The sequence below is a fragment of the Paenibacillus sp. FSL R5-0517 genome (assembly GCF_037974355.1).
Classification (GTDB): domain Bacteria; phylum Bacillota; class Bacilli; order Paenibacillales; family Paenibacillaceae; genus Paenibacillus.
In genome coordinates this window covers 4854828-4876325 of the sequence record NZ_CP150235.1, presented here as the reverse complement: position 1 = coordinate 4876325, position 21498 = coordinate 4854828, and the positions used below count along the sequence as shown (strand labels likewise).

General features: G+C 46.6%; 21 protein-coding genes and 1 other RNA gene. All 22 read left to right on the top strand.

Annotated features, from left to right (window positions below):
• Positions 1–192 precede the first annotated feature (192 nt).
• The 22 genes from MKX40_RS21715 to rnpB all read left to right on the top strand — a co-directional run bounded on the left by MKX40_RS21715 (position 193) and on the right by rnpB (position 21492).
• Positions 193–1515 carry an NfeD family protein gene (locus MKX40_RS21715; protein WP_339243149.1) on the top strand — a complete coding sequence of 441 codons (1323 nt, stop codon included), beginning with the start codon at positions 193–195 and terminating at the stop codon, positions 1513–1515.
• A gap of 162 nt (positions 1516–1677) precedes the next feature.
• The gene (gene floA, locus MKX40_RS21710; RefSeq protein WP_339236031.1) at positions 1678–2688 is read left to right on the top strand and encodes a flotillin-like protein FloA; all 1011 of its coding nucleotides are present in this window, start codon (positions 1678–1680) and stop codon (positions 2686–2688) included.
• 13 nt (positions 2689–2701) lie between these two features.
• Positions 2702–3313, top strand: coding sequence for a hypothetical protein (locus tag MKX40_RS21705; protein ID WP_339236029.1), 612 nt, complete (start codon positions 2702–2704; stop codon positions 3311–3313).
• Between the two features lie 180 nt (positions 3314–3493).
• Positions 3494–3787 (top strand): sporulation protein YqfC, encoded by a 294-nt coding sequence (gene yqfC / locus MKX40_RS21700; protein WP_017687241.1) that lies wholly within the window; start codon positions 3494–3496, stop codon positions 3785–3787.
• The gene (gene yqfD, locus MKX40_RS21695; RefSeq protein WP_339236027.1) at positions 3784–4977 is read left to right on the top strand and encodes a sporulation protein YqfD; all 1194 of its coding nucleotides are present in this window, start codon (positions 3784–3786) and stop codon (positions 4975–4977) included. Before yqfC ends, yqfD begins: the two co-directional genes overlap by 4 nt.
• A 6-nt stretch (positions 4978–4983) precedes the next feature.
• Positions 4984–5955 (top strand): PhoH family protein, encoded by a 972-nt coding sequence (locus tag MKX40_RS21690; RefSeq protein WP_339236024.1) that lies wholly within the window; start codon positions 4984–4986, stop codon positions 5953–5955.
• Positions 5956–5971: 16 nt separating this feature from the next.
• On the top strand, positions 5972–8221 hold the full coding sequence (locus MKX40_RS21685) for an HDIG domain-containing metalloprotein (RefSeq protein WP_339236022.1): 2250 nt from the start codon (positions 5972–5974) through the stop codon (positions 8219–8221).
• Between the two features lie 51 nt (positions 8222–8272).
• Entirely contained in the window at positions 8273–8770 is a 498-nt protein-coding gene (gene ybeY, locus MKX40_RS21680; RefSeq protein WP_036674804.1) for an rRNA maturation RNase YbeY, read from the top strand.
• Positions 8770–9141: a diacylglycerol kinase family protein gene (locus MKX40_RS21675; protein ID WP_017687246.1), complete on the top strand. Its 372-nt coding sequence runs from the start codon at positions 8770–8772 to the stop codon at positions 9139–9141. Before ybeY ends, MKX40_RS21675 begins: the two co-directional genes overlap by 1 nt.
• A gap of 330 nt (positions 9142–9471) precedes the next feature.
• Positions 9472–9885 carry a cytidine deaminase gene (locus MKX40_RS21670; protein ID WP_339236019.1) on the top strand — a complete coding sequence of 138 codons (414 nt, stop codon included), beginning with the start codon at positions 9472–9474 and terminating at the stop codon, positions 9883–9885.
• 37 nt (positions 9886–9922) lie between these two features.
• A complete protein-coding gene (era, locus tag MKX40_RS21665; RefSeq protein ID WP_145151051.1) occupies positions 9923–10822 on the top strand; it encodes a GTPase Era in 900 nt (299 codons plus the stop codon).
• A 104-nt stretch (positions 10823–10926) separates the two neighbouring features.
• Positions 10927–11067, top strand: a complete 141-nt coding sequence (locus MKX40_RS21660) for a YqzL family protein (RefSeq protein WP_091013993.1) — start codon at positions 10927–10929, stop codon at positions 11065–11067.
• 33 nt (positions 11068–11100) lie between these two features.
• Positions 11101–11853, top strand: a complete 753-nt coding sequence (gene recO, locus MKX40_RS21655) for a DNA repair protein RecO (protein WP_339236016.1) — start codon at positions 11101–11103, stop codon at positions 11851–11853.
• Positions 11854–11995: 142 nt separating this feature from the next.
• Positions 11996–12127, top strand: a complete 132-nt coding sequence (locus tag MKX40_RS21650) for a hypothetical protein (RefSeq protein ID WP_339236014.1) — start codon at positions 11996–11998, stop codon at positions 12125–12127.
• Between the two features lie 135 nt (positions 12128–12262).
• The gene (glyQ, locus tag MKX40_RS21645) at positions 12263–13150 is read left to right on the top strand and encodes a glycine--tRNA ligase subunit alpha (RefSeq protein ID WP_017687252.1); all 888 of its coding nucleotides are present in this window, start codon (positions 12263–12265) and stop codon (positions 13148–13150) included.
• Complete coding sequence (glyS, locus tag MKX40_RS21640) at positions 13143–15218, top strand: glycine--tRNA ligase subunit beta (RefSeq protein WP_339236011.1); 2076 nt, start codon at positions 13143–13145, stop codon at positions 15216–15218. The genes glyQ and glyS overlap by 8 nt, the downstream gene beginning before the upstream one ends.
• A 208-nt stretch (positions 15219–15426) precedes the next feature.
• Complete coding sequence (locus MKX40_RS21635) at positions 15427–15915, top strand: DUF188 domain-containing protein (protein WP_339236009.1); 489 nt, start codon at positions 15427–15429, stop codon at positions 15913–15915.
• A 47-nt stretch (positions 15916–15962) separates the two neighbouring features.
• On the top strand, positions 15963–17783 hold the full coding sequence (gene dnaG / locus MKX40_RS21630; protein WP_339236006.1) for a DNA primase: 1821 nt from the start codon (positions 15963–15965) through the stop codon (positions 17781–17783).
• 43 nt (positions 17784–17826) lie between these two features.
• Positions 17827–18966 (top strand): RNA polymerase sigma factor RpoD, encoded by a 1140-nt coding sequence (gene rpoD, locus MKX40_RS21625; protein WP_062835490.1) that lies wholly within the window; start codon positions 17827–17829, stop codon positions 18964–18966.
• Positions 18967–19150: 184 nt separating this feature from the next.
• Positions 19151–19909, top strand: a complete 759-nt coding sequence (locus MKX40_RS21620) for a class I SAM-dependent methyltransferase (RefSeq protein ID WP_339236004.1) — start codon at positions 19151–19153, stop codon at positions 19907–19909.
• Positions 19885–21000: a Nif3-like dinuclear metal center hexameric protein gene (locus tag MKX40_RS21615; RefSeq protein ID WP_339236001.1), complete on the top strand. Its 1116-nt coding sequence runs from the start codon at positions 19885–19887 to the stop codon at positions 20998–21000. Before MKX40_RS21620 ends, MKX40_RS21615 begins: the two co-directional genes overlap by 25 nt.
• 82 nt (positions 21001–21082) lie before the next feature.
• An RNA gene (gene rnpB, locus MKX40_RS21610) (RNase P RNA component class A) lies at positions 21083–21492 on the top strand.
• Positions 21493–21498 lie beyond the last annotated feature (6 nt).

The window sequence follows — 21498 nt, the reverse complement described above, 5'->3', positions numbered from 1 at the left end:
TTAATGGTTAATATATATGATTATGGTTTTATATTCTTGCAATTGATCAAGTTTTCAAATATAATTTTAAGATTTTGAAACGAAATGTTGCATTGCACGTAATAAATACCATAAGCTGGACAGTATAACATTAATGGAAAAGGGGGGACTATTGTGAAGGGAAAGCGCCGGAAGAAGCTTACGGGGCCATTGATGCTCTTAATGCTGCTGACGCTGTTGCTTCCTGTCTGGATTGGATCACCGTCAGCGCATGCAGCTGAGAAGAGTGGCGCCGTATATATTATTCCGGTTGATAAACCAATCGAGCAGGGACTTGGCAAGTTCATGGAACGCGGGTTCAAGGAAGCGGAAAAGATGGACGCTGGCCTGATCGTTCTTGATATCAATACGCCAGGAGGTCGTGTAGACACTGCGGAAGCGTTGGGTATCCTGATCAAGGACACTCCGATTGAGACTGTTGCATTTGTCCGTGGAGATGCCGCTTCAGCCGGAAGTTTTCTGGCCCTGAATGCAGATAAGATCGTAATGTCACCAGGCAGTATGATTGGTGCGGCAGCCATGGTGGACAGTACGGGTAAACATGTTGATGATCCGAAGCTTGTTGCATTCTGGAAAAGCAAAATGCAGGGAGCGGCTGAAATCAGTGGTCGTGATGGCAAGATTGCAGCTGGAATGACGGATGTTAACATCGTTGTTGAAATGCCAGAGATCAATAAAACCAAGCAAAAAGGTGAAATTATTGCGCTCTCGGCTGAAGAAGCGCTGAAAGTTGGTTATGCCGACCACATCAGCAACACACCGGAGGAAGCAGCAGCTTGGCTCGGTTACAGTCAGGATGATGTATTTAAGGTGGAACGAACGACAGCGGAGAATATCTCATCTTTTCTTACTAATCCCGTTGTCATGACAGTACTTCTATTCCTCGGAATCGCAGGAGTGGCCATTGAATTGATCGTTCCTGGTTTTGGAGTTCCTGGTATTGTAGGTATCGTGTGTTTCGTGTTGTATTTCTCGGGTAATTACATTGCGGGATTTGCCGGAGCAGAGACATGGGTGCTATTTACTGTCGGACTCATCCTGATGATTCTAGAGATGTTCATACCAAGCATGGGTATACTGGGTATTCTGGGATCCATTGCGCTAGTAGCAGGTGTTGTGAGGGCTGCTTATGATACAAGCGATGCATTTGTGTCATTGGGTATTGCTTTCGGAGCAGCAGTGGTAGTTATTGCTATTATTGCAGTGCTGTTTAAAGATCGAGGGATATGGAATCGATTTATCCTCAGTGACAGTCTCTCTGCGGAACGTGGATACTCATCTGCTACGGAACGCAAAGAGTTGATTGGACTGCAAGGAATCAGTCTGACACCGCTTCGCCCATCTGGAACAGCGATGTTTGAGGGCGAACGAATTGATGTTGTGACCGATGGTGACTTCATTCCAGTTGATACACCGATCATTGTGATTAAAGCGGAAGGTACCCGGATTGTCGTTCAACAAGCACTGCCGGTGTAACTCGCTTTGTTGTCGAAGTATTAACACTTCGGCAATGTACATAACCACTTAAGCTGAAGCTGCCAGCGAGGTGGTGCAATGTTTTATTTTAGCAGCGCACTCATGAATGTCTTCTCTGACTGTCTTTATCAAATTCAAATTGCAAATGGAGGAAATTAAACAATGGACACATCTACGATTACGATTTTGCTCATTGCGGTGGTAGGTATTATCGTATTGAGCGTATTCTTCAGCTTTTTCCCGGTTATGCTCTGGGTTTCGGCGATTGCATCCGGCGTACGCGTAAGTATTATTACACTGGTAGCGATGAGACTGAGACGTGTAACGCCCAGCCGTATCGTTAATCCAATGATTAAAGCAACCAAAGCCGGTCTTAAACTCTCAATGAACCAACTGGAAAGCCACTTCTTGGCTGGTGGTAACGTTGACCGCGTTGTAAATGCTCTGATTGCTGCACAACGTGCGAACATTCCACTGGAATTTGAACGTGCTGCTGCCATTGACCTCGCAGGTCGTGATGTATTGCAAGCTGTACAAATGAGTGTAAATCCTCGTGTAATTGAAACGCCAGTCGTTTCCGCAGTAGCCAAAGATGGTATTGAAGTTAATGTTCGAGCAAGAATTACAGTTCGTGCCAATATTGACCGACTTGTCGGTGGTGCTGGTGAAGAGACAATTATCGCCCGTGTTGGTGAAGGTATCGTAAGTACGAACGGTTCCTCCAACTCTCACAAAGACGTTCTTGAAAATCCGGATATGATCTCTCGTACGGTCTTGTCCAAAGGACTGGATTCAGGGACTGCGTTTGAAATTCTGTCTATTGATATTGCGGACGTTGATGTAGGTAAAAACATTGGTGCATTCTTGCAAACGGAGCAAGCAGAAGCTGACAAACGAATCGCTCAGGCAAAAGCCGAAGAACGTCGTGCAATGGCCGTAGCACAAGAGCAAGAGATGAAAGCACGCGTTGTAGAAATGAGAGCACGCGTGGTTGAATCGGAATCCGCAGTACCACTAGCAATGGCAGAGGCTTTGCGTAGTGGGAAAATTGGTGTTATGGATTACATGAATCTAAAAAATATTGAAGCGGATACTCAAATGCGTAATACATTGGGAAAACCTGGTGAAGGTTCGAATTCCAACGATCAGGGTGATTCCAAAAACGGAAGATAGGCGGTGAGTGCATATGGGCCTATTTGAATGGATTTTTAATAATCTGTATATTGTAGCTGTTATTGGATTTGCCCTCTTTTCCTTCTTGGGAAAAGCGGCCAAATCGGCCGATCCGAACAAAAAGCGACCTGGAAACGGGATGCCAACCTTCGGTGGCAGTGGCGACTCCCCGCGTTCGCCCGCGCAGACCTCTAAGCAGCAATCTTCGCGGACTGAGGCGGCAGGTGAGACTCGTTACGATGAAACCTATGACAATCAGTATGATGAACCTTATGAAAACCAGTATGATGAAGCTCCTCACAATCAGCCCAATGTAGGACCTGTAACTTCTTCACGTACCTTAGATGAGGTAGGTAGTCGAGATTTTAGTGGAGCAATGGAACGTTCGCTTGACCAACAGAACAAAGAATTTGAAAAGCAACAACGTTTGATTCATGAAAGGCTAAATCGCTTTTCTCCTTCGAACAAACCAGTTGTGTCTGATTCTAGTTGGGATCAAGTTGACACAAGTGATTCGGGAAATTCCCAACTTCGTCCTGAAGATATTCGTAAGGGCGTCATATGGGCAGAAGTATTGGGTCCGCCCCGTTCCAAGCAACCGTTTGGTACAAGAGGGAAACTGTAAAGAAGTTAAACTGTTGGACGGAAATAGAGCCGTCTCTGGTGAGCATCAAGCCGCCGGAGACGGCTTTTTCTGTGTTCTCTCCATTTTTCTCAACATTCGTATCTAACACGCCCCGGAATTTTCATAAATTCATGAATCTGCGCATAAGTTGAACTGTAGAGGAAGGGGGAAGACCTTCGAATGACCCGGATCAGCCGCAAGCTGCGCAGATGGACCAGTGAAGTGTTGGATCTGCCGCAGGATGTGCTTTATGATATGCCACGGTTAACCCTGATCGGCAGTAAGCAACTGTATATAGAGAATCATCGCGGTGTCATCCATTTCACCCCGGATCGCATCGTGTTGGCTCTTTCCCAAGGCCAATTGGAGATCAAAGGAACTGCCTTGGTGATACGTAACATTTTGCCGGATGAAGTAGCTGTTGAAGGAACGATTCTGGATATTCATATGAATGGAGTGGAGGGGAACGGATGAAGCAGCCCAGTCTGTCTAAACTGCGGGGAGCAGTCCGAATCACGGTCACTGGGGGAGACATTGAAACATTGATCAACACGGTGGCAGAGCAGGGATTGGAAGTGTGGAACCTGCGTGCTCACGATGGACGCGTGGCAGAGATGAACATTCTGCTGCCGCATTTTTTCAGGCTGCGTCCTGTGTTGAAACGGACAGGCTGCAGGGTGAAAGTGACCCACCGCAGCGGTTTCCCCTTTTTTGCAGCCCGATTATTACGCAGGAAGTTCTTTCTTGGGGGAATGCTGTTTTTTGTAGCAGCTTTGTTTGTGTTGTCATCCATGGTATGGGATGTAGAGGTCAAGGGTAACGTTACCATTCCTACGGACGAGGTGCTCGCAGCAGCGAAGAAAGAGGGGATATATCCTTTCCAATGGGGGTTCCGCTTGCCAAGCCAAGACAAGCTCTCCAGACAGCTTGCACTCGCTCTTCCGGATGTAACCTGGATTGGCGTGAGCAAAGAGGGGACAACCATTACCATTCAGGTCGTGGAATCGGCGCAACCCAAGCGCGAGCCATTACTGAATCCCCGACATCTGATCAGCAAATCAGATGCTGTTGTCACTCAAATCTATGCGGAGCAGGGACGACCTGTTGTTCAGAAGGATATGCGTGTCAAAAAGGGCCAGGTATTAATATCGGGGATTCTCGGGGATGAGGAGAACACCAAAACCATCGTTGCCAAGGGCGAAGTTCGTGGCCTGGTATGGCGTGAGTATCAGGTAGAGGTCCCGTTGGTGCAAAAACATAACACAATGACAGGTGAGAGCAAAGAACGTTTTTACATGGTACTGGGAAAATGGGCGATCCAACTGTGGGGGTACGGAAGTACACCGTTCAGTTCATTTGATACCGAGAGTAGTCACAGACCATTGACGTGGCGATCCTTCACACTCCCGATGGGTTGGCTGACAGAGAAAGATCTGGAGACTCGAGAGCATGAGGAGCAGCAGACGATAGAATGGGCCAGAACGAAAGGATTAGAAGGAGCAAGGAACGATATTATTGCCAAAAACGGTAAAGGAACGAAAATTATAAGTGAAAAAATTTTGCATGAGAAGAAAGAGAATGGTAAAGTTTATATGAAAGTCTTATTTGAAGTAGAAGAAAGCATTGCGGAGGAACTTCCGCTAGTCCATAGTCAAGGAGAATGAGGATATTTGTCAGAGCAAACACGCAGCATACAAATCTCGCTCCAGAGTGCGGGAGAGGGTCAATCTCTTTTTGGACCCCAAGATACTTTTCTTAAACTGATTGAATCCGAGATTCCCGCCCAGATTGCATCCCGCGAAGCGGAAATTGTGATTTTTGGCAGCACACAGCAGGTGGAATCGCTTGAACAATTATTTGATGTGTTACTGCAATTGATACGCAACGGATATGTGTTAACTGAAAGAGATGTGAAGTATGCAATTGAACTTGCCAAGGATATGCGGGCAGACCAGCTACTGGACTTGTTCAAGGGCGAGATTACGACGACATACCGAGGTAAACCAATCCGTGTCAAAACCATTGGACAGAAGCACTATGTAACTACAATTAAAAAACGTGATATTGTATTTGGCATTGGTCCTGCCGGTACGGGTAAAACTTACCTTGCTGTTGTACTGGCTGTTGCCGCAATCAAAGAGGGCAGCGTCAAACGCATTGTACTTACACGGCCTGCGGTTGAAGCGGGCGAGAGTCTTGGGTTTTTGCCAGGTGATCTTCAGGAAAAGGTAGACCCGTATCTGCGACCACTGTACGATGCCCTGTATGACGTTATGGGACAAGAACAGACAGCGAAGGCACTGGAGCGTGGGTTAATCGAAATTGCACCACTCGCCTACATGCGGGGGCGTACCTTGGATGACTCGTTCATCATTCTCGATGAAGCACAGAACACAACGCCGGAACAGATGAAGATGTTTCTGACCCGTCTTGGTTTTGGATCCAAAATGGTTATTACCGGAGACGTGACACAGATTGATTTACCGCGTGGTAAGAAATCCGGGCTTGTGGAAGCGAATACGATCTTGAACGAAGTTGAAGAGATCGGATTTGTGCATTTTGCCGAGCAAGATGTTGTGCGGCATTCTCTCGTCCAGAAAATTATCGTGGCTTACAACCACGCCGCAGAAAATCAAGCATAGAAAGGGATTGTCTAAAGTGACCTCGAAGGAACCGTCAAAAGGCAAATCTTTTCAGAATAAGGCTACAGGATGGAAGTATAGCGTGTGGGCACGCTATCTTCTGTTTTTGTTTCTGGTGATTCTTTTCTACGTGAGTCTGGCTTCCAAGCTGCTCCCTGAGCGGTATGATATTCAGGAAGGTACACGGAGTGAAGTGGATATTGCTGCGCCCATGCAGATTCCGAACAACAAGGCTACACTCAAAGCGCAGGAAGAAGCTGCTGAACGCGTACAGCCGATATTTCAGATCGTGCAGATGCGAAACGAAAATCTGATGACAACCCTGCTTGATCGTGTAGATCGATTGAATCAGGATGATCAGATTTCAAGTCAGGACAAGATTGATATTTATCGGGATGAAATTCCGCAGCGTCATAAGGACTTTGTGACCAACTATATCAATAATAATCGGAAAGCCGGTACATACTCCGAGACTCTGTTGGAAGAGATCAGAAATGTGGTACAGGAGCAAAGTTACCGTATTCCCGAAGAAACCTACATTAAAATCTCGCGCCTGACATCGGATGATATCCAGGAGATGAAACCAGTTGCGAGGGATATTGTTTCCCGGTTAATGACGGATCAGATCAGCGATGCAACCACTGCCCGTGCCAAAGTAGCCGAAATGGTAAGTGTCAGCTCTCTTAGTAAGCGTACGCAACGTGAGGTAGTGCAAGAGCTTGCCCGCCTCGTAGTGACCGCTAACCGCTTCTACGATGAAGAGGGAACCAAGGAAGCGAAGGTTCAGGCACGTGAGAACACGCAAACCGTCTTTATCAAGCAAGGGGACACCTTAGTTGCCAAAGGTGAGATGATCACCCCGGAGATGTATACTTTGCTGGGTGAGAATGATTTGCTGAAAAACGAAGTCAACTACTGGCCACAGCTTGGTCTTCTTATGTTTTCCTGCCTGTTGTCGGCAGCAATTCTGATGTATATTCAGCAATGCAGTGGAACGCATTTCAAATATAATAATGCGCAGCTGTTGATGCTTGTTCTCATTTTTATTATTACGATAGTGGTTATGCATGTGACGGCGATTATTCAAACCAATGAGAGGTCGTATGTAGGCTTCCTTGCACCTGTTGCGGTAGGGGCAATGTTAATTGCACTGCTGCTGGATACGTCACTTGCCTTTGTATGTTCGATCTTGATCGGTATGTTATCCAGCATCATTTTGAACACCCATCAGGGTCAACTTTTTGACTTTGAATTAGGATTCTTCGCCGTGCTCGTGTCGTTTGTTGCGATTTTCGCTACCCATAAGGCCAGTCAGCGATCTACGATCCTGAAAGGGGCTATTATGGTCTGTCTGTTCGGGTCGATAGCCGTCTTCACCCTGGCTTTGATTGACTCGGGCGATTGGAACCGAACTACGACATTGTATGGCGTTGGGTTTGCATTTGCGGGGGGCGTTTTGACAGCCATACTGGTCATTGGGCTGATGCCATTTTTCGAAACATCGTTTGGTATCTTGTCAGCACTCAAACTGGTGGAACTGTCTAATCCGAACCATCCCCTTCTACGCAAGTTGCTTACGGAGACACCGGGTACCTATCATCACAGCGTTATGGTGGGGAATCTGTCCGAAGCTGCAGCAGAAGCCATTGGAGCTAACGGATTGCTGTGCCGAGTGGGTTCATATTATCATGATATTGGCAAGACGAAGCGTCCCATCTATTTTATTGAGAATCAGAACAATATGGAGAACCCGCATGATTCAATTGATCCAAAACTGAGCAAATCCATTATTGTTGCTCATGCACGCGATGGGGTGGAAATGCAGAAGGATTACAAGCTGCCTAAACCTATTCGGGATATTGCGGAACAGCATCACGGAACGACCTTTCTCCACTTTTTCTATCACAAAGCACTGCGTCAGGCGGAAGAAGCGGGAGTTGAACCTGATTTTACGGAAGAAGATTTCCGTTACCCTGGGCCGAAGGCTCAGTCCAAGGAATCTGCTATTGTTGGCATTGCCGATAGTGTGGAGGCTGCTGTGAGATCTTTGCGTAAACCGACTGTGGAGCAAGTGGAATCCATGATTGAGAAGATTATTAAAGGACGATTGGACGATCATCAATTCAATGATTGTGATCTTACGATGCGCGAACTGGATATCGTCGCCAGAACATTGAAGGAAACGGTGATGGGTATCTTCCACTCCAGGATAGAATATCCGGAGGAGATTAAGAAACCAAAGCCGACTTCACCCGAAGCGGGTTGATTTCACTTTTTGAAGAACCTCTAATATTGAGCAGACAGGAGTTATGAAAGAATGAGTCTTAATCTGGCATGGAATAATGAACAACAGGATAAAGAAATTACAGAACCGATGATTGCGATGCTGGAACAGTTGCTGAATCTCGCCGGAGAAGCGGAAGGTGTTGCAGACGGGGAAGTGGCTCTGACTTTTGTGAACGATGAACAGATCCATGAGTTGAATCGTGATTATCGCGGTATTGACCGTCCTACGGATGTATTGTCTTTTGCGATGAACGAAACGGTGGATGAAGAGCTTGATATTATCTATGAGCTTGACGAAGATGAAGAAATGGAAGAAATGCCGGATGTTCTTGGAGACATCATCATTTCCGTACCACGGACCATCCTGCAAAGCGAGGAGTATGGACACTCTTTTGAACGTGAACTTGGTTTTCTGTTTGTCCATGGTTTTTTACACCTTCTCGGATATGACCATCAGGATGAGGCAAGTGAGGCTGAAATGATGGGTAAACAAGAAGCGGTATTGGCCCAGGCCGGGTTGACACGATAATGAAAAGGCGCTCCTGGGGTCTGGTATTCCGCAATGCTGCGGAAGGAATCGCATATGGGTTGCGGACTCAGCGTAATGTGAGAGTTCACACGGGAGTGGCTATTTTGATGTGTGTAGCCGGCTTTTTTTTCAGAATCTCAAGAACGGATTGGATGTTTGTGCTGACCGCTGTCTTTTTGGTCCTGGTGACTGAATTGATGAATACGGCTGTAGAGGCAGCAGTTGATTTGGCACATCCCCATATCCATCCGCTGGCAAAAGCGGCGAAGGATACCGCGGCCGGGGCAGTTCTGCTGGCTGCGGTATTCGCCGTCATCATCGGTTGTATCGTTTTTATTAAGCCGGTGATGAGCTGGCTGGGTCTTTACTGATTTTGATTCGTTCTGTGATTTTAATACTACACAACTTTATAAAGTTAGACCTTGTTTAAGTTGAACTTGTAGACGTTACACGATAACGAAGAGGACAGAAATAAACCTGTAGAAGCGAAGCGTTCGCCTAAAAGCTTTCTGAAAGAAAGCTACATCGGAAGCATATGCCTATCACCGGATTTTCACTTTGAAAAAGTGAATCAAAAAATCTGGGGATAACAGCGATCGAAGGGTTATTCTGGACTCGGAGTGGCTAGTGTAACATTGGCTTTGGTTGAACTTAATTCGTAGGTAGTAACTTTATATTGCACCCTAAGGGAGAGAATATTAATGGATAATGATTTGCTCATGCAGGAGGCAATTAAGGCGCGTACGAAGGCATATACGCCTTACTCCCATTTTGGTGTAGGTGCAGCTTTGCTTGACAGTGAAGGACATGTGCATCATGGTTGTAATATTGAGAATGCTGCGTATACTCCAGGCAACTGTGCTGAACGTACAGCGATGTTCAGTGCCATTGCAGGTGGGCAGAAGCCTCGCAGCTTCAAAGCGATTGCCATTGTGGGAGACACGGATGGTCCGATTGCTCCATGTGGTGTATGTCGTCAGGTGATGTACGAATTATGTGAACCCGATATGAAAGTCATCTTGGGGAACATGAAAGGTGATCTGCAAGAGACTACCGTTGCTGAACTGTTACCTTGGGCTTTTGGGCCTTCTGATCTCAATTCTGCCAAAAAATAAACCAATATTCCAGGCCTAGGCGCCTGAGGAGGAACATATGAAAAAACAAGCATTTAAATCCGGTTTTGTAGCTATTATTGGACGTCCGAACGTAGGTAAATCCACACTGATGAACCAGGTGATCGGTCAGAAAATTGCGATCATGTCGGACAAGCCGCAAACCACTCGTAATAAAATTCATGGTGTGTACACATCTGAACATCAGCAAATCGTATTCCTCGATACCCCGGGGATTCACAAACGTCAATCCAAACTGGGCGATTACATGAATCAGACTGCTCTGAACACGCTTGGAGAAGTGGAAGCAGCACTATTCCTGATTGACGCTTCGGAAGGTATGGGTGGCGGTGACCGTTATATTGCGGAACAGTTGAAAAATATCCGTACACCGGTCATTCTTGTCATGAATAAAATTGACAAAATCGAGCCGGAAGCGCTGCTTCCTCTTATCGAGGAGTATCGCAAGTTACATGATTTCGCTGAAATCGTGCCTGTTTCTGCCATGCTCGGCAGTAATGTAAGCACCTTATTGGAACAGCTCGGCAAGTATTTGCCAGAAGGTCCACAGTACTATCCGGATGACCAGGTTACTGACCATCCAGAGCAGTTTGTATGTGCGGAATTGATTCGTGAGAAAATTTTGCAGATGACTCGCGAAGAAGTACCACACTCCATTGCGGTAACGATTGAGGATATGAAAGTACAGGATAACGGTGTTGTTTATATCTCAGCCGTCATTTTTGTGGAGCGGGATTCGCAAAAAGGGATCATCATCGGGAAGCAGGGTGCCCTTTTGAAAGAAGTGGGTAAACGAGCTCGTCATGATATCCAAAATCTGCTCGGCTCCAAAATTTTCATGGATCTGTGGGTTAAAGTGAAAAAAGACTGGAGAAATCAGGATCGAGTTCTGCGTGATCTTGGCTTTGGCCGCGAATAATCACCGGATTTGTATCCAGTAATTGCAACACATAGTTTACCTTGCAAGACTCCATCCTATTTGGTAGATGCAGACGTCATTTCCGAAGAGAGGATGAAATTCCGATGCGAGATTTTTCGTGGAAGGTTTTTGCGATGACGGGGGATGTAGAGTCCTATTTGTTATATACCGAGGCGTGTAACTCGTTAGGACAGGAGTCGGATCATGCAAGGGAAGTGATTGAAGATGAAGAAGCCGAAGGATAATTGGCTGATTCGGGAATGGTTAGGTGACGAGGCATGCTATACAGGGTGGAAGGGATTGTCATCCGCAGCATGGACTACGGCGAAGGGAACAAAATCATTACGCTTTGCACCGAAAGCGGCGGGAAAGTAGGGGTACTCGTCCGCGGTGCCAAAAAGCCCAAGAGCCGACATGCTGCACTGGTGCAGCCGTTTACGTATGGTCAATATGTATATTTTCGCAATACAGGTCTAGGCACACTGAACGCTGGAGAAATTGTTGAATCCTATCATGAGTTGCGTGAAGATCTGGTCAAGGCCTCTTATGCTTCTTATGCGTGTGAACTATTGGATCGTGTACTTCAGGATGAAGAGACAGGTGCTTTTTGGTTCAAGCAGTTGAAGGCGTGCTTGCAAGCGTTGAAGGAGGAGAAAGATCCGATTGTCATAACAAGTCTGTACGAAATGAAGATATTACAGGCAGCCGGTTATGGTCCGCAGTTTGACGAGTGCATCTCCTGCAATCAGGAGCGACCGGATGAGCAGTTGTTTGTAAGTCCAAGACTTGGTGGTGTCCTGTGTCGTGCATGCAAACATTTCGATCCTCCAGCGATGTCAGTCAGTCCAAAGGCTCTGAAATTGTTACGTTTGTTCGCACAGTTGGATCTGCAGCGTTTGGGAAATATATCAGTGAGTGAGTCTACCCGTGATGAGATCAAAAAGCTGATGCGTGCTTTTATGGATCATCAGCTTGGTCTGAATCTTAAATCCCGTTCTTTCCTCGATCAGATGGAGAAGTACGGGATTTGAGGCGTTTTTGTGGAAGTGAAACTATATCTTGACTTCATACTAGATTTTATATATTATGAAATATAATTTCTCTTTATGAGACATGCATTGAACGAGAGAGTAGAAGTCTGGATTTATTGCATTTATGGAGACAAGTCGTTGTATGACACTTGCAATCATGGATGAGCGAGCCGGGGATGGTGGAAGCCTGGCTGAATCGGTCTTTGAAACGGCACTCGGGAGCATGAATGGACACGGAAAAGTGGGCTGGAACGAACAGGATCATCTTGTTTGATCCAAGCCAAGTAGGGTGGAACCGCGGGAATAGCTCTCGTCCCTACGTCTGTACAACAGGCGTAGGACGGGGGCTATTTATTGTTGTCTGCACCGTTCTAAGCTTGCCAACAAACCATCGAAAAGGAGCATGATTATGAATTTTCAGCAGATGATTCTAACGCTGCAACAATTCTGGGCCGAGCATAACTGTATTATTGTCCAGCCATACGATACGGAAAAAGGGGCAGGTACGATGAACCCGATGACCTTTTTGCGTTCGCTTGGACCCGAACCTTGGAAAGTGGCCTATGTGGAGCCTTCCCGTCGTCCTTCGGACGGACGTTATGGCGAGAACCCTAACCGGCTGTACCAGCATCACCAGTTCCAGGTAATCATCAAGCCTTCTCCAGACAATATTCAGGAAATTTACTTGGAAAGTCTGAAACGCCTGGGTATTGATCCGCTCAAACATGATATTAGGTTTGTCGAAGATAACTGGGAGAATCCTTCCCTTGGTTGTGCAGGTCTTGGTTGGGAAGTTTGGTTGGACGGAATGGAAATTACGCAATTTACGTATTTTCAACAGGTTGGTGGAATTGAGACAAATCCGGTAGCTGTTGAAATTACGTATGGTATGGAGCGTTTGGCTTCTTACATTCAGGATAAAGAAAATGTGTTTGATCTGGAGTGGGTGGAAGGTATCACTTATGGTGATGTATTCCGTCAGCCAGAATTCGAACACTCTAAATATACGTTTGAAGTATCTGATGTCAAAATGCTGTTTACACTCTTCAACATGCATGAAGAAGAAGCAAACAAGGCTATGGCACAGCATCTGGTGTTCCCGGCATATGACTATGTGTTGAAATGTTCCCACACATTCAACCTGTTGGATGCACGTGGAGCCATCAGTGTAACGGAACGTACGGGTTACATCACACGTGTCCGTAATCTGGCTCGCCAAGTCGCTGCAACATATATGGAAGAGCGTGAGAAGCTAGGCTTCCCGCTGATCAAGAAAGGGGGAGCCGAGCATGTCTAAGGATTTGTTGTTTGAAATCGGACTGGAAGAAGTACCTGCACGTTTCATGCGCGCAGCGATCGCACAGCTGCAAGAGCGTGTCGTGAAATGGCTTGATGCATCCCGCATTGCTTATGGTGAAGTGAATGCGTATGCTACACCTCGCCGACTGGCTGTTTTGATCCAGAATGTGGCTGAAAAGCAGGAAGATATAGAGGAAGAAGTAAAAGGTCCTTCACGCAAAATTGCCCTGGACGACAGTGGCAATTGGAGCAAGGCTGCACTCGGATTCGCGCGCAGTCAAGGTGTTGAACCGGACCAGTTCACATTCAAGGAATTGAACGGTGTCGAATATATCTATGCAATGAAGTCCAGCAAAGGTGTGGAGACGGCTTCTGTGATTGGCGAAGGATTGCTTTCAGTATTACATGCCATGACGTTCCCGAAATTCATGCGTTGGGCTTCATATGATTTCAAATTTGTTCGTCCAATCCGCTGGATCGTGGCTATGCTGGGCAGTGATGTCATCGATCTGGAAGTGACAGGTGTGAAGTCGGGTAATGTAACTCGCGGACATCGTTTCCTCGGTAAGGAGGCCGTGATCTCCACTCCGTCTTCATACGTGGAAGTGTTGCGTTCAGAACATGTCATTGTTGATATCCAGGAACGTGAACAGATGATTGTATCCCAAATTCAGGCACTCGCTGCTGAGAAAAAATGGGATATTGCGATTAAGGAAGATTTGCTGGAGGAAGTCCTCTTCCTGGTGGAAACACCTACCGTATTGTTCGGAACATTTGACTCTTCATTCTTGAATATTCCACAAGAAGTATTGATTACTTCCATGCGTGAGCATCAGCGTTATTTCCCTGTACTGGACAATGAAGGACAATTGTTGCCATTCTTCGTGACAGTACGTAACGGTGGAAGTGATTCACTGGATGTTATTGCAAAAGGAAATGAGAAAGTACTGCGTGCGCGTCTGTCTGATGCCAAGTTCTTCTATGAGGAAGACCAGAAGTTACAGATTAAGGATGCATTGTCGAAGCTGGAAAGTATCGTCTTCCAGGAAGAGCTGGGAACGGTTGGAGATAAAGTACGCCGTATTCGCAAAATTGCTGATGGAATTGCTGCTAAACTGCAAGTATCCGGTGATGTTGCCGAATCCGTCAGCCGCTCAGCTGATATCTGCAAATTCGATCTGGTGACACTGATGGTGGGGGAATTCCCTGAATTGCAAGGTGTGATGGGTGAGGATTACGCTCGTAAAGCTGGCGAAAAAGAAGAAGTGGCCAAAGCGGTATTTGAACACTATCAGCCACGTTTCGCTGGAGATCAATCCCCTGCTTCTCTTGTCGGTGCCATTGTGAGTGCTGCGGACAAAATGGATACAATCGTGGGTTGTTTCTCCATTAACATCATTCCAACGGGATCTCAAGATCCGTATGCACTGCGCCGTCAGGCTGCAGGTATTGTACAGATTTTGCTGGATCACAAGCTTCCGCTGACATTGTCAGACGTATTCGGAGTAGCACTTCAAGTACATGCACAGATGAACCTGTTGAAACGTGCAGATGAAGAGGTGCGTAAAGACTTGCAAGACTTCTTTGGTCTTCGTGTGAAAAAATTGTTGTCTGAAACCGTTCGTTACGACGTAGTGGATGCCGTAATCTCTTCCGGATTCGATGATATTAGTGCTGTAGTTCCAAAAGGTGAAGCGTTGATGGCTGCTGTTCTGACAGGAGACGCATTCAAAACAACGGTTGAATCGTTCAACCGTGTGGGTAACCTGGCTGCCAAAGCATCCACTGCTTCTGTACATCCAGAACTGTTCACAGAAGATGGAGAGCGTCAGCTACACGAGTCATGGAGTAGAACGAATGCAGAATATCGTCAGGCATTGACTCAGCATGATGCTGCTGAAGCACTGGCTATTGCATCAGCTTGGAAAGATGGGATTACCTCATTCTTCGATTCGGTCATGGTTATGGCTGAAGATGAGGCTGTCCGTGCGAATCGACTTGCCTTGCTTGCGGCTATTGATCGCGACTTGAAAGGATTTGCTGATTTTTCCAAGTTGGTTTGGTAATTGGGCGTATTTCATGAGCCCTTTTCCACAGACTTGGAGCAAAGCTAAAATTCAGTATTAAAGAAGGATATATGAGGGTATAAATATACGGAACGGGTTGTGAAATATATTTTTGACAACCGCTCCGTATTTTAGCCTTTGATTTCCCTTGTTGTGGCAGAAGGATTTTGCCTGGCCGGGGTCGTATATTACAATATGCAGCTATTTTATGAAACCGGGTGGTCTGAGTTTGAGTGAGTTGAATGTACGTCATATTGTTGTGGATGGTGATGCTTGCCCGGTCAAAACCGAGATTGCGCAAACCGCTCGCCTTTTCAACATCCCTGTACTGTTAGTCTCTTCATTTGATCATTTGCTTCAAGGGGGAGAAGGGGTGCGTACCGTGCAAGTGGATCGCAGTGATCAGAGCGCAGATCTCTATATTGCTAATCATATTAAGCCATATGATGTGGTTATCACTCAGGACTATGGACTTGCGGCACTTGCGCTCGGCAAACGTTGTTATGTTTTATCCTTTCGTGGTCGTGAGTTTAACGACCGTGACATTGATTTCATGTTGGATTCTCGTCATACTGCGGCCAAAGCACGAAAAAGAGGCCACTACGGGAAAGGCCCAAAGCCTTTCACAGAGCAGGATCGTGAAATTTTTCAACATAAACTGACAAAACTTTTAAAAGATTTGCAGGAGAATGTGTAAGTTTATCGAATTATATTTACGTGTTGAAGAGATGAAGGTGGCCAGAGATGAGTACCGGACAAGGCGGTATACCCGAAAGTATTATTGAATCGGTGTTGCAGCAGAATGATATTGTCGATACGGTGAGCCGATTTGTGCATCTGACCAAGCAGGGGAAGTATATGAAAGGCCTCTGTCCTTTTCATTCCGAGAAGACGCCTTCGTTCACCGTTACACCTGAGAAACAAATTTTCTACTGCTACGGTTGCGGCACGGGTGGAAATGCCATCAAATTCAGGATGGAAATCGAAGGGTTATCCTTTCCCGAGGCTGTCAAAACGATGGCGGAAGAAAGTCATATCTCTATGGGGGACTGGCAAGGGCGTGAATCTGCTCATGTGAATCCGGAGACTGAACGTCTGTTGGAGGCTTATGAGCTTACCGCGAAGCTGTATCATTTTTTGTTGAAAAATACAGAGCACGGCAAGTCAGCCATGGAATATTTACGCTCCAGAGGTTTTGGCGACAAGTTGATTGACCAGTTCCAGATTGGTTTCGCTCCAAATCGTTGGGACACATTGGTACAATTTCTTGAAAAACGTAATTATCCGCTCGAAGAAATGGAAAAGGGTGGACTTCTATCTCCGCGAAATGAAGGTCAGGGATATGTGGACCGATTCCGAGACCGGATCATGTTCCCGATTAATGGCAGGAGCGGTAAGCCAATTGCATTTGCAGGACGCATATTGGGAGATGGGCAACCGAAATATCTAAATTCACCGGAAACCCGGTTATTTAACAAAAGCCGTGTTCTCTATAATCTGCATCAGGCCAAAAATGCAATTCGTAAACAAAGACAAGCCATTTTGTTCGAGGGATATGGTGATGTCATCTCCGCATGGGATCAGGACATCCAGAATGGTGTGGCCGCAATGGGTACTGCGCTAACCGAGAATCAGGCACTGATGCTCAAAGGCATGTGCGACGAAGTCATCATATGTTATGACGGCGACAAAGCAGGACAGGCTGCTGCACTGAAAAACTTCCCCATTCTTGAGGAAGCCGGATTGCAGGTCAAAGTGGCTCTCATACCCGAGGGACTTGACCCGGATGATTTTATCCGGAAGCATGGTGGTGAACGGTTCCGAAACCAGATTGTGGATGGTGCCGTGACAACTACAAAATTTAAACTTATAAACTTAAAAAAAAGCCATATACTGCTAGAGGGTGGCGGACAAATCGCCTATTCGAAAGAAGCAGTAAAATTGATTGCCCCCTTGCCTTCTCCAACAGAGAGGGAAGTGTATCTTCGTGAACTGGCTGCAGAAGTGGACGTATCGTTCGAAACATTGAAGCAGGAGTGTAATGAAGAACGGGAGGCGATGAAAAATAACCTACAGTATGGGGATAATAACCCGAAAAGGTGGAATAATGGTAGGCAACAAAATAGGCAGGTGCCTACACCTAATCTGTTGCCGGCTTATCACGCTGCTGAACGCAAACTGATTGCCTGGATGTTACAGGATGATGAGGCTGCCCAGTACGTGAATGAGCATCTTGGTGAAGCTTTTAACTTGGATGATCATGCAGCTATTGCTGCTTATCTATATGCCTACTATGCGCAAGGAAAACCGTCGGATACAAGTCGTTTTATGTCTTCACTGCATGACGATCGTTTGGAAAAAACGGTCAGTTCAATCTCGATGATGGATGGTCCAGGTGAATGGAGTATTCAAATGCTCGATGATTGCATCAGGGAAGTGCTGAAGTATCCACGTAAGAAAGAGTACGATTTGAAAAAAGAAGAAATGATTGCTGCAGAGCGGGCAGGTGATTCTGTACGCGCGGCACAGATCGCAATTGAAATGATTGCCCTAGAGAGACAGTGAACGTCTGATGATTAGATGTTTCTAGGGAGGAGGGAGTCGAGTTATGGCGAATGATCAGCATACTGAACTAGAAACAGAATTGACACTGGATCAGGTTAAAGATCAATTGATTGAATCAGGTAAGAAAAGAGCTTCGCTGAATTACAAGGAAATTATAGAGAAACTCTCTCCTTTTGAGCAGGATGCAGAGCAAATGGATGAGTTCTACGAGCAACTGAGCGATCTGGGTATTGATGTAGTGAATGAGAACGATGAAGAGGTTACACTTCGTCCTAGTGAAGATTCCGAAAACAACACCAGAGAGGGAGAGGACGAATTCCACTTTGATGATGATCTGAGCTTGCCGCCAGGAATCAAAATCAATGATCCTGTCCGTATGTATCTCAAGGAAATTGGTCGTGTGCCATTGTTGTCGGCAGATGATGAAGTACAACTGGCTAAGCGGATTGAGAATGGGGATGAAGAAGCCAAGCGTCGTCTGGCTGAAGCGAACCTGCGTCTCGTAGTCAGTATCGCCAAGCGTTACGTTGGACGTGGAATGTTATTCCTTGATTTGATCCAGGAAGGTAATATGGGCCTGATCAAAGCGGTTGAGAAGTTCGACCACAAAAAAGGATATAAGTTCAGTACGTATGCCACATGGTGGATTCGCCAGGCAATCACTCGTGCTATTGCTGACCAGGCGCGTACCATTCGTATCCCTGTGCATATGGTGGAGACGATTAATAAGCTGATCCGGGTATCCCGTCAGCTGTTGCAGGAACTTGGGCGTGAACCGACACCGGAAGAAATCGCTGCTGAGATGGACCTGAGTGTGGAGAAAGTTCGTGAAATTACGAAGATTGCACAGGAACCGGTTTCTCTGGAAACACCGATTGGTGAGGAAGATGATTCCCATCTGGGTGACTTCATTGAGGATCAGGAAGCACTTGCTCCGGCGGATGCTGCTGCGTATGAGTTGCTGAAAGAACAGCTCGAAGATGTGTTAGATACACTGACTGAACGTGAAGAGAATGTGCTTCGTCTACGTTTTGGTCTGGACGATGGACGGACGAGAACGCTGGAGGAAGTCGGCAAGGTGTTTGGTGTTACGCGTGAGCGTATTCGTCAGATCGAAGCCAAGGCTCTTCGTAAATTGCGTCACCCGAGTCGTAGTAAACGACTCAAAGATTTCCTCGAATAATTGAACTACGGGAGACTTTCCGCAAGACGCATTAGCGGCGGCGGGGTCTCCTTTATTTTTAATTTGAACGTCTTGATTTCTTGGTTTTGGAAATTCATCCTTGAAATGTTTGATTGGATTTTATTTTATCGCTTTTCCTTGTTCAATGCAAATCAATAAATTAAATGAATGGTGTAGGTGCTTCATGAAACTTTCGAATCGATTACAGCGAATACATGATCAAATTCCCGATGGTAGCCGCATGGCTGATATCGGTTCAGACCACGCGCTGCTGCCAGTAGCCGCAATCCGTAGTGGGAAAGCCGCGAGTGCAGTAGCCGGGGAAGTTAATCCTGGCCCTTATGATGCTGCATGCAAACAAGTCAGTGATGCTGGCCTGAAAGAAAAAATAACGGTACGCCGTGGAGACGGATTGGATGTGATCTCTGCGGGAGAAGTGGATGTCATCACCATTGCAGGTATGGGTGGTGCTCTCATTGCCTCCATTTTGGACCGAGGTTTATCCAAACTGGATGGAGTGCAGTTACTTATTTTACAACCGAATGTGGGAGAGGATATTCTCAGACGCTGGTTGCTGGAGCATCACTGGGTGGTTGTAGCAGAACAGTTGCTCGAAGAAGATGGCAAGATCTACGAGATTATAACGGCGATGCCACAATCCGTAAGCCCGATTGCAAATGAAGAAGTGTATCGTGCACGTCCGCTTCAAGGCGGGGCAGAATTGACGGAAGATTTGCTGCTGCGGATGGGACCCTATTTGGTGGATCGTCCAACGGATGTATTTTTTGCGAAATGGGAAAGTGAGATCATCAAATTGCAAGGGGTTGTAAACTCCATCTCCAAATCCGATCAGGATTCTTCTCGGGACAAGGCGGCTGAGGTAGAGCGTCTTATCGCAAACTTGAAGGAGGTTTTGGCATGTTTGCCAAAGGTCAAACTGTAATTCAACTGATGGAGCAGCTCGCTCCCAAACATCTGGCTGTACCGGATGACCGGATTGGTCTACAGCTCGGCAGTTTGCAAAAAGAAATCAGCCATGTGTTAGTTGCATTGGATGTAACGAATGAAGTAGTGGATGAAGCGATTCGCATCGGTGCCAACCTGATTATCGCGCATCACGCCATCATTTTCAGACCAGTTAAGTCACTGAGTACAGATACACCTATGGGTAAATTGTATGAAAAGCTGATTAAGCATGATATTGCTGTTTATATCAGTCATACGAACCTGGATGTGGCCGAGGGTGGTATGAATGACTGGATGGCCGAGGCACTTGGCATCGACAGTAAAGAATCGTTGGAAGATGTACACACAGATCATCTGTACAAGCTGGCTGTATTTGTCCCACGTACGCATCATGAACAGGTGCTTCAAGCGGTTCTTGAAGCCGGAGCGGGGAGTATCGGCCAATACAACAAGTGCAGCTTCAACACGGAAGGTACAGGAACGTTTGTACCTGGTGAAGGGACTGAGCCGTTTATCGGAACCCAAGGGCAGATGGAACGTGTGGAAGAAATGCGGATTGAGACCATCGTACCCCAAAGTCTGAGAAGTAAGGTCGTTCAGGCGATGCTTAAGGCTCATCCGTATGAGGAAGTGGCCTACGATCTCTATGCAATGGATTTAAAGGGCCGTACGCTTGGTCTGGGGCGCTTGGGACCCCTTAGGGAGCCTAAGACATTAGGTGAGCTTGTGGAGGTCGTGAAGACCCAATTCAATGTGCCTCATGTACGTGTTGTCGGAGATCTGAACAAGCAGATCAAAAAAGCAGCGGTTCTTGGCGGTTCGGGCAGCCGTTACGCGCTCACTGCCCGCTTCAAAGGTGCGGATGTTATTGTGACCGGAGATATTGATTATCACACGGCTCATGATGCGTTAATGGCAGGCATGTGTATCATCGACCCAGGTCATAATTCCGAGAAGATTATGAAACCAAAAACGGCTGATTGGCTTCGTTCCCGTTTGGAAGAGAAACGATATGATACGCAAGTTACAGCTTCAGAGGTCAATACGGAGGTATTCCAGTTTATCTAAAAAGACAGTTGTTGTGTGATTCCCAGTAATATTAAGCTTGTCTGGGAACCCAAATGCCTGTATACTATGTAATGTTGTTCGGAAAGCTTGACAGACAATCGCTGGTGGCCTTTGTTGCCACGAGAGGAAAGTCCGGGCTCCACAGGGCAGGATGCTGGATAACGTCCAGTCAGCGCGAGTTGAAGGATAGTGCCACAGAAATGGACCGCCGATGGCCGGATTTTCCGGCACAGGCAAGGATGGAACCGAGGTGTAAGAGACCCCGAGGAACGCTGGTGACTTCGTTCCTGGTAAACCCCATCTGGAGCAAGACCTAATGGGACACAGTCGCCTCTTCGGAGGAGGCAGCCTTAGCCCGAGGTGTGTCTAGGTTGGTCGCTTGAGCTGTGCAGCAATGTATGGCCTAGATAGATGATTGTCGCTTCTGGTGGGAGGGTAGTTCCCGTATGAACCACGAAGAGCACAGAACCCGGCTTACGGTAAGCTTTCCTAACTGCA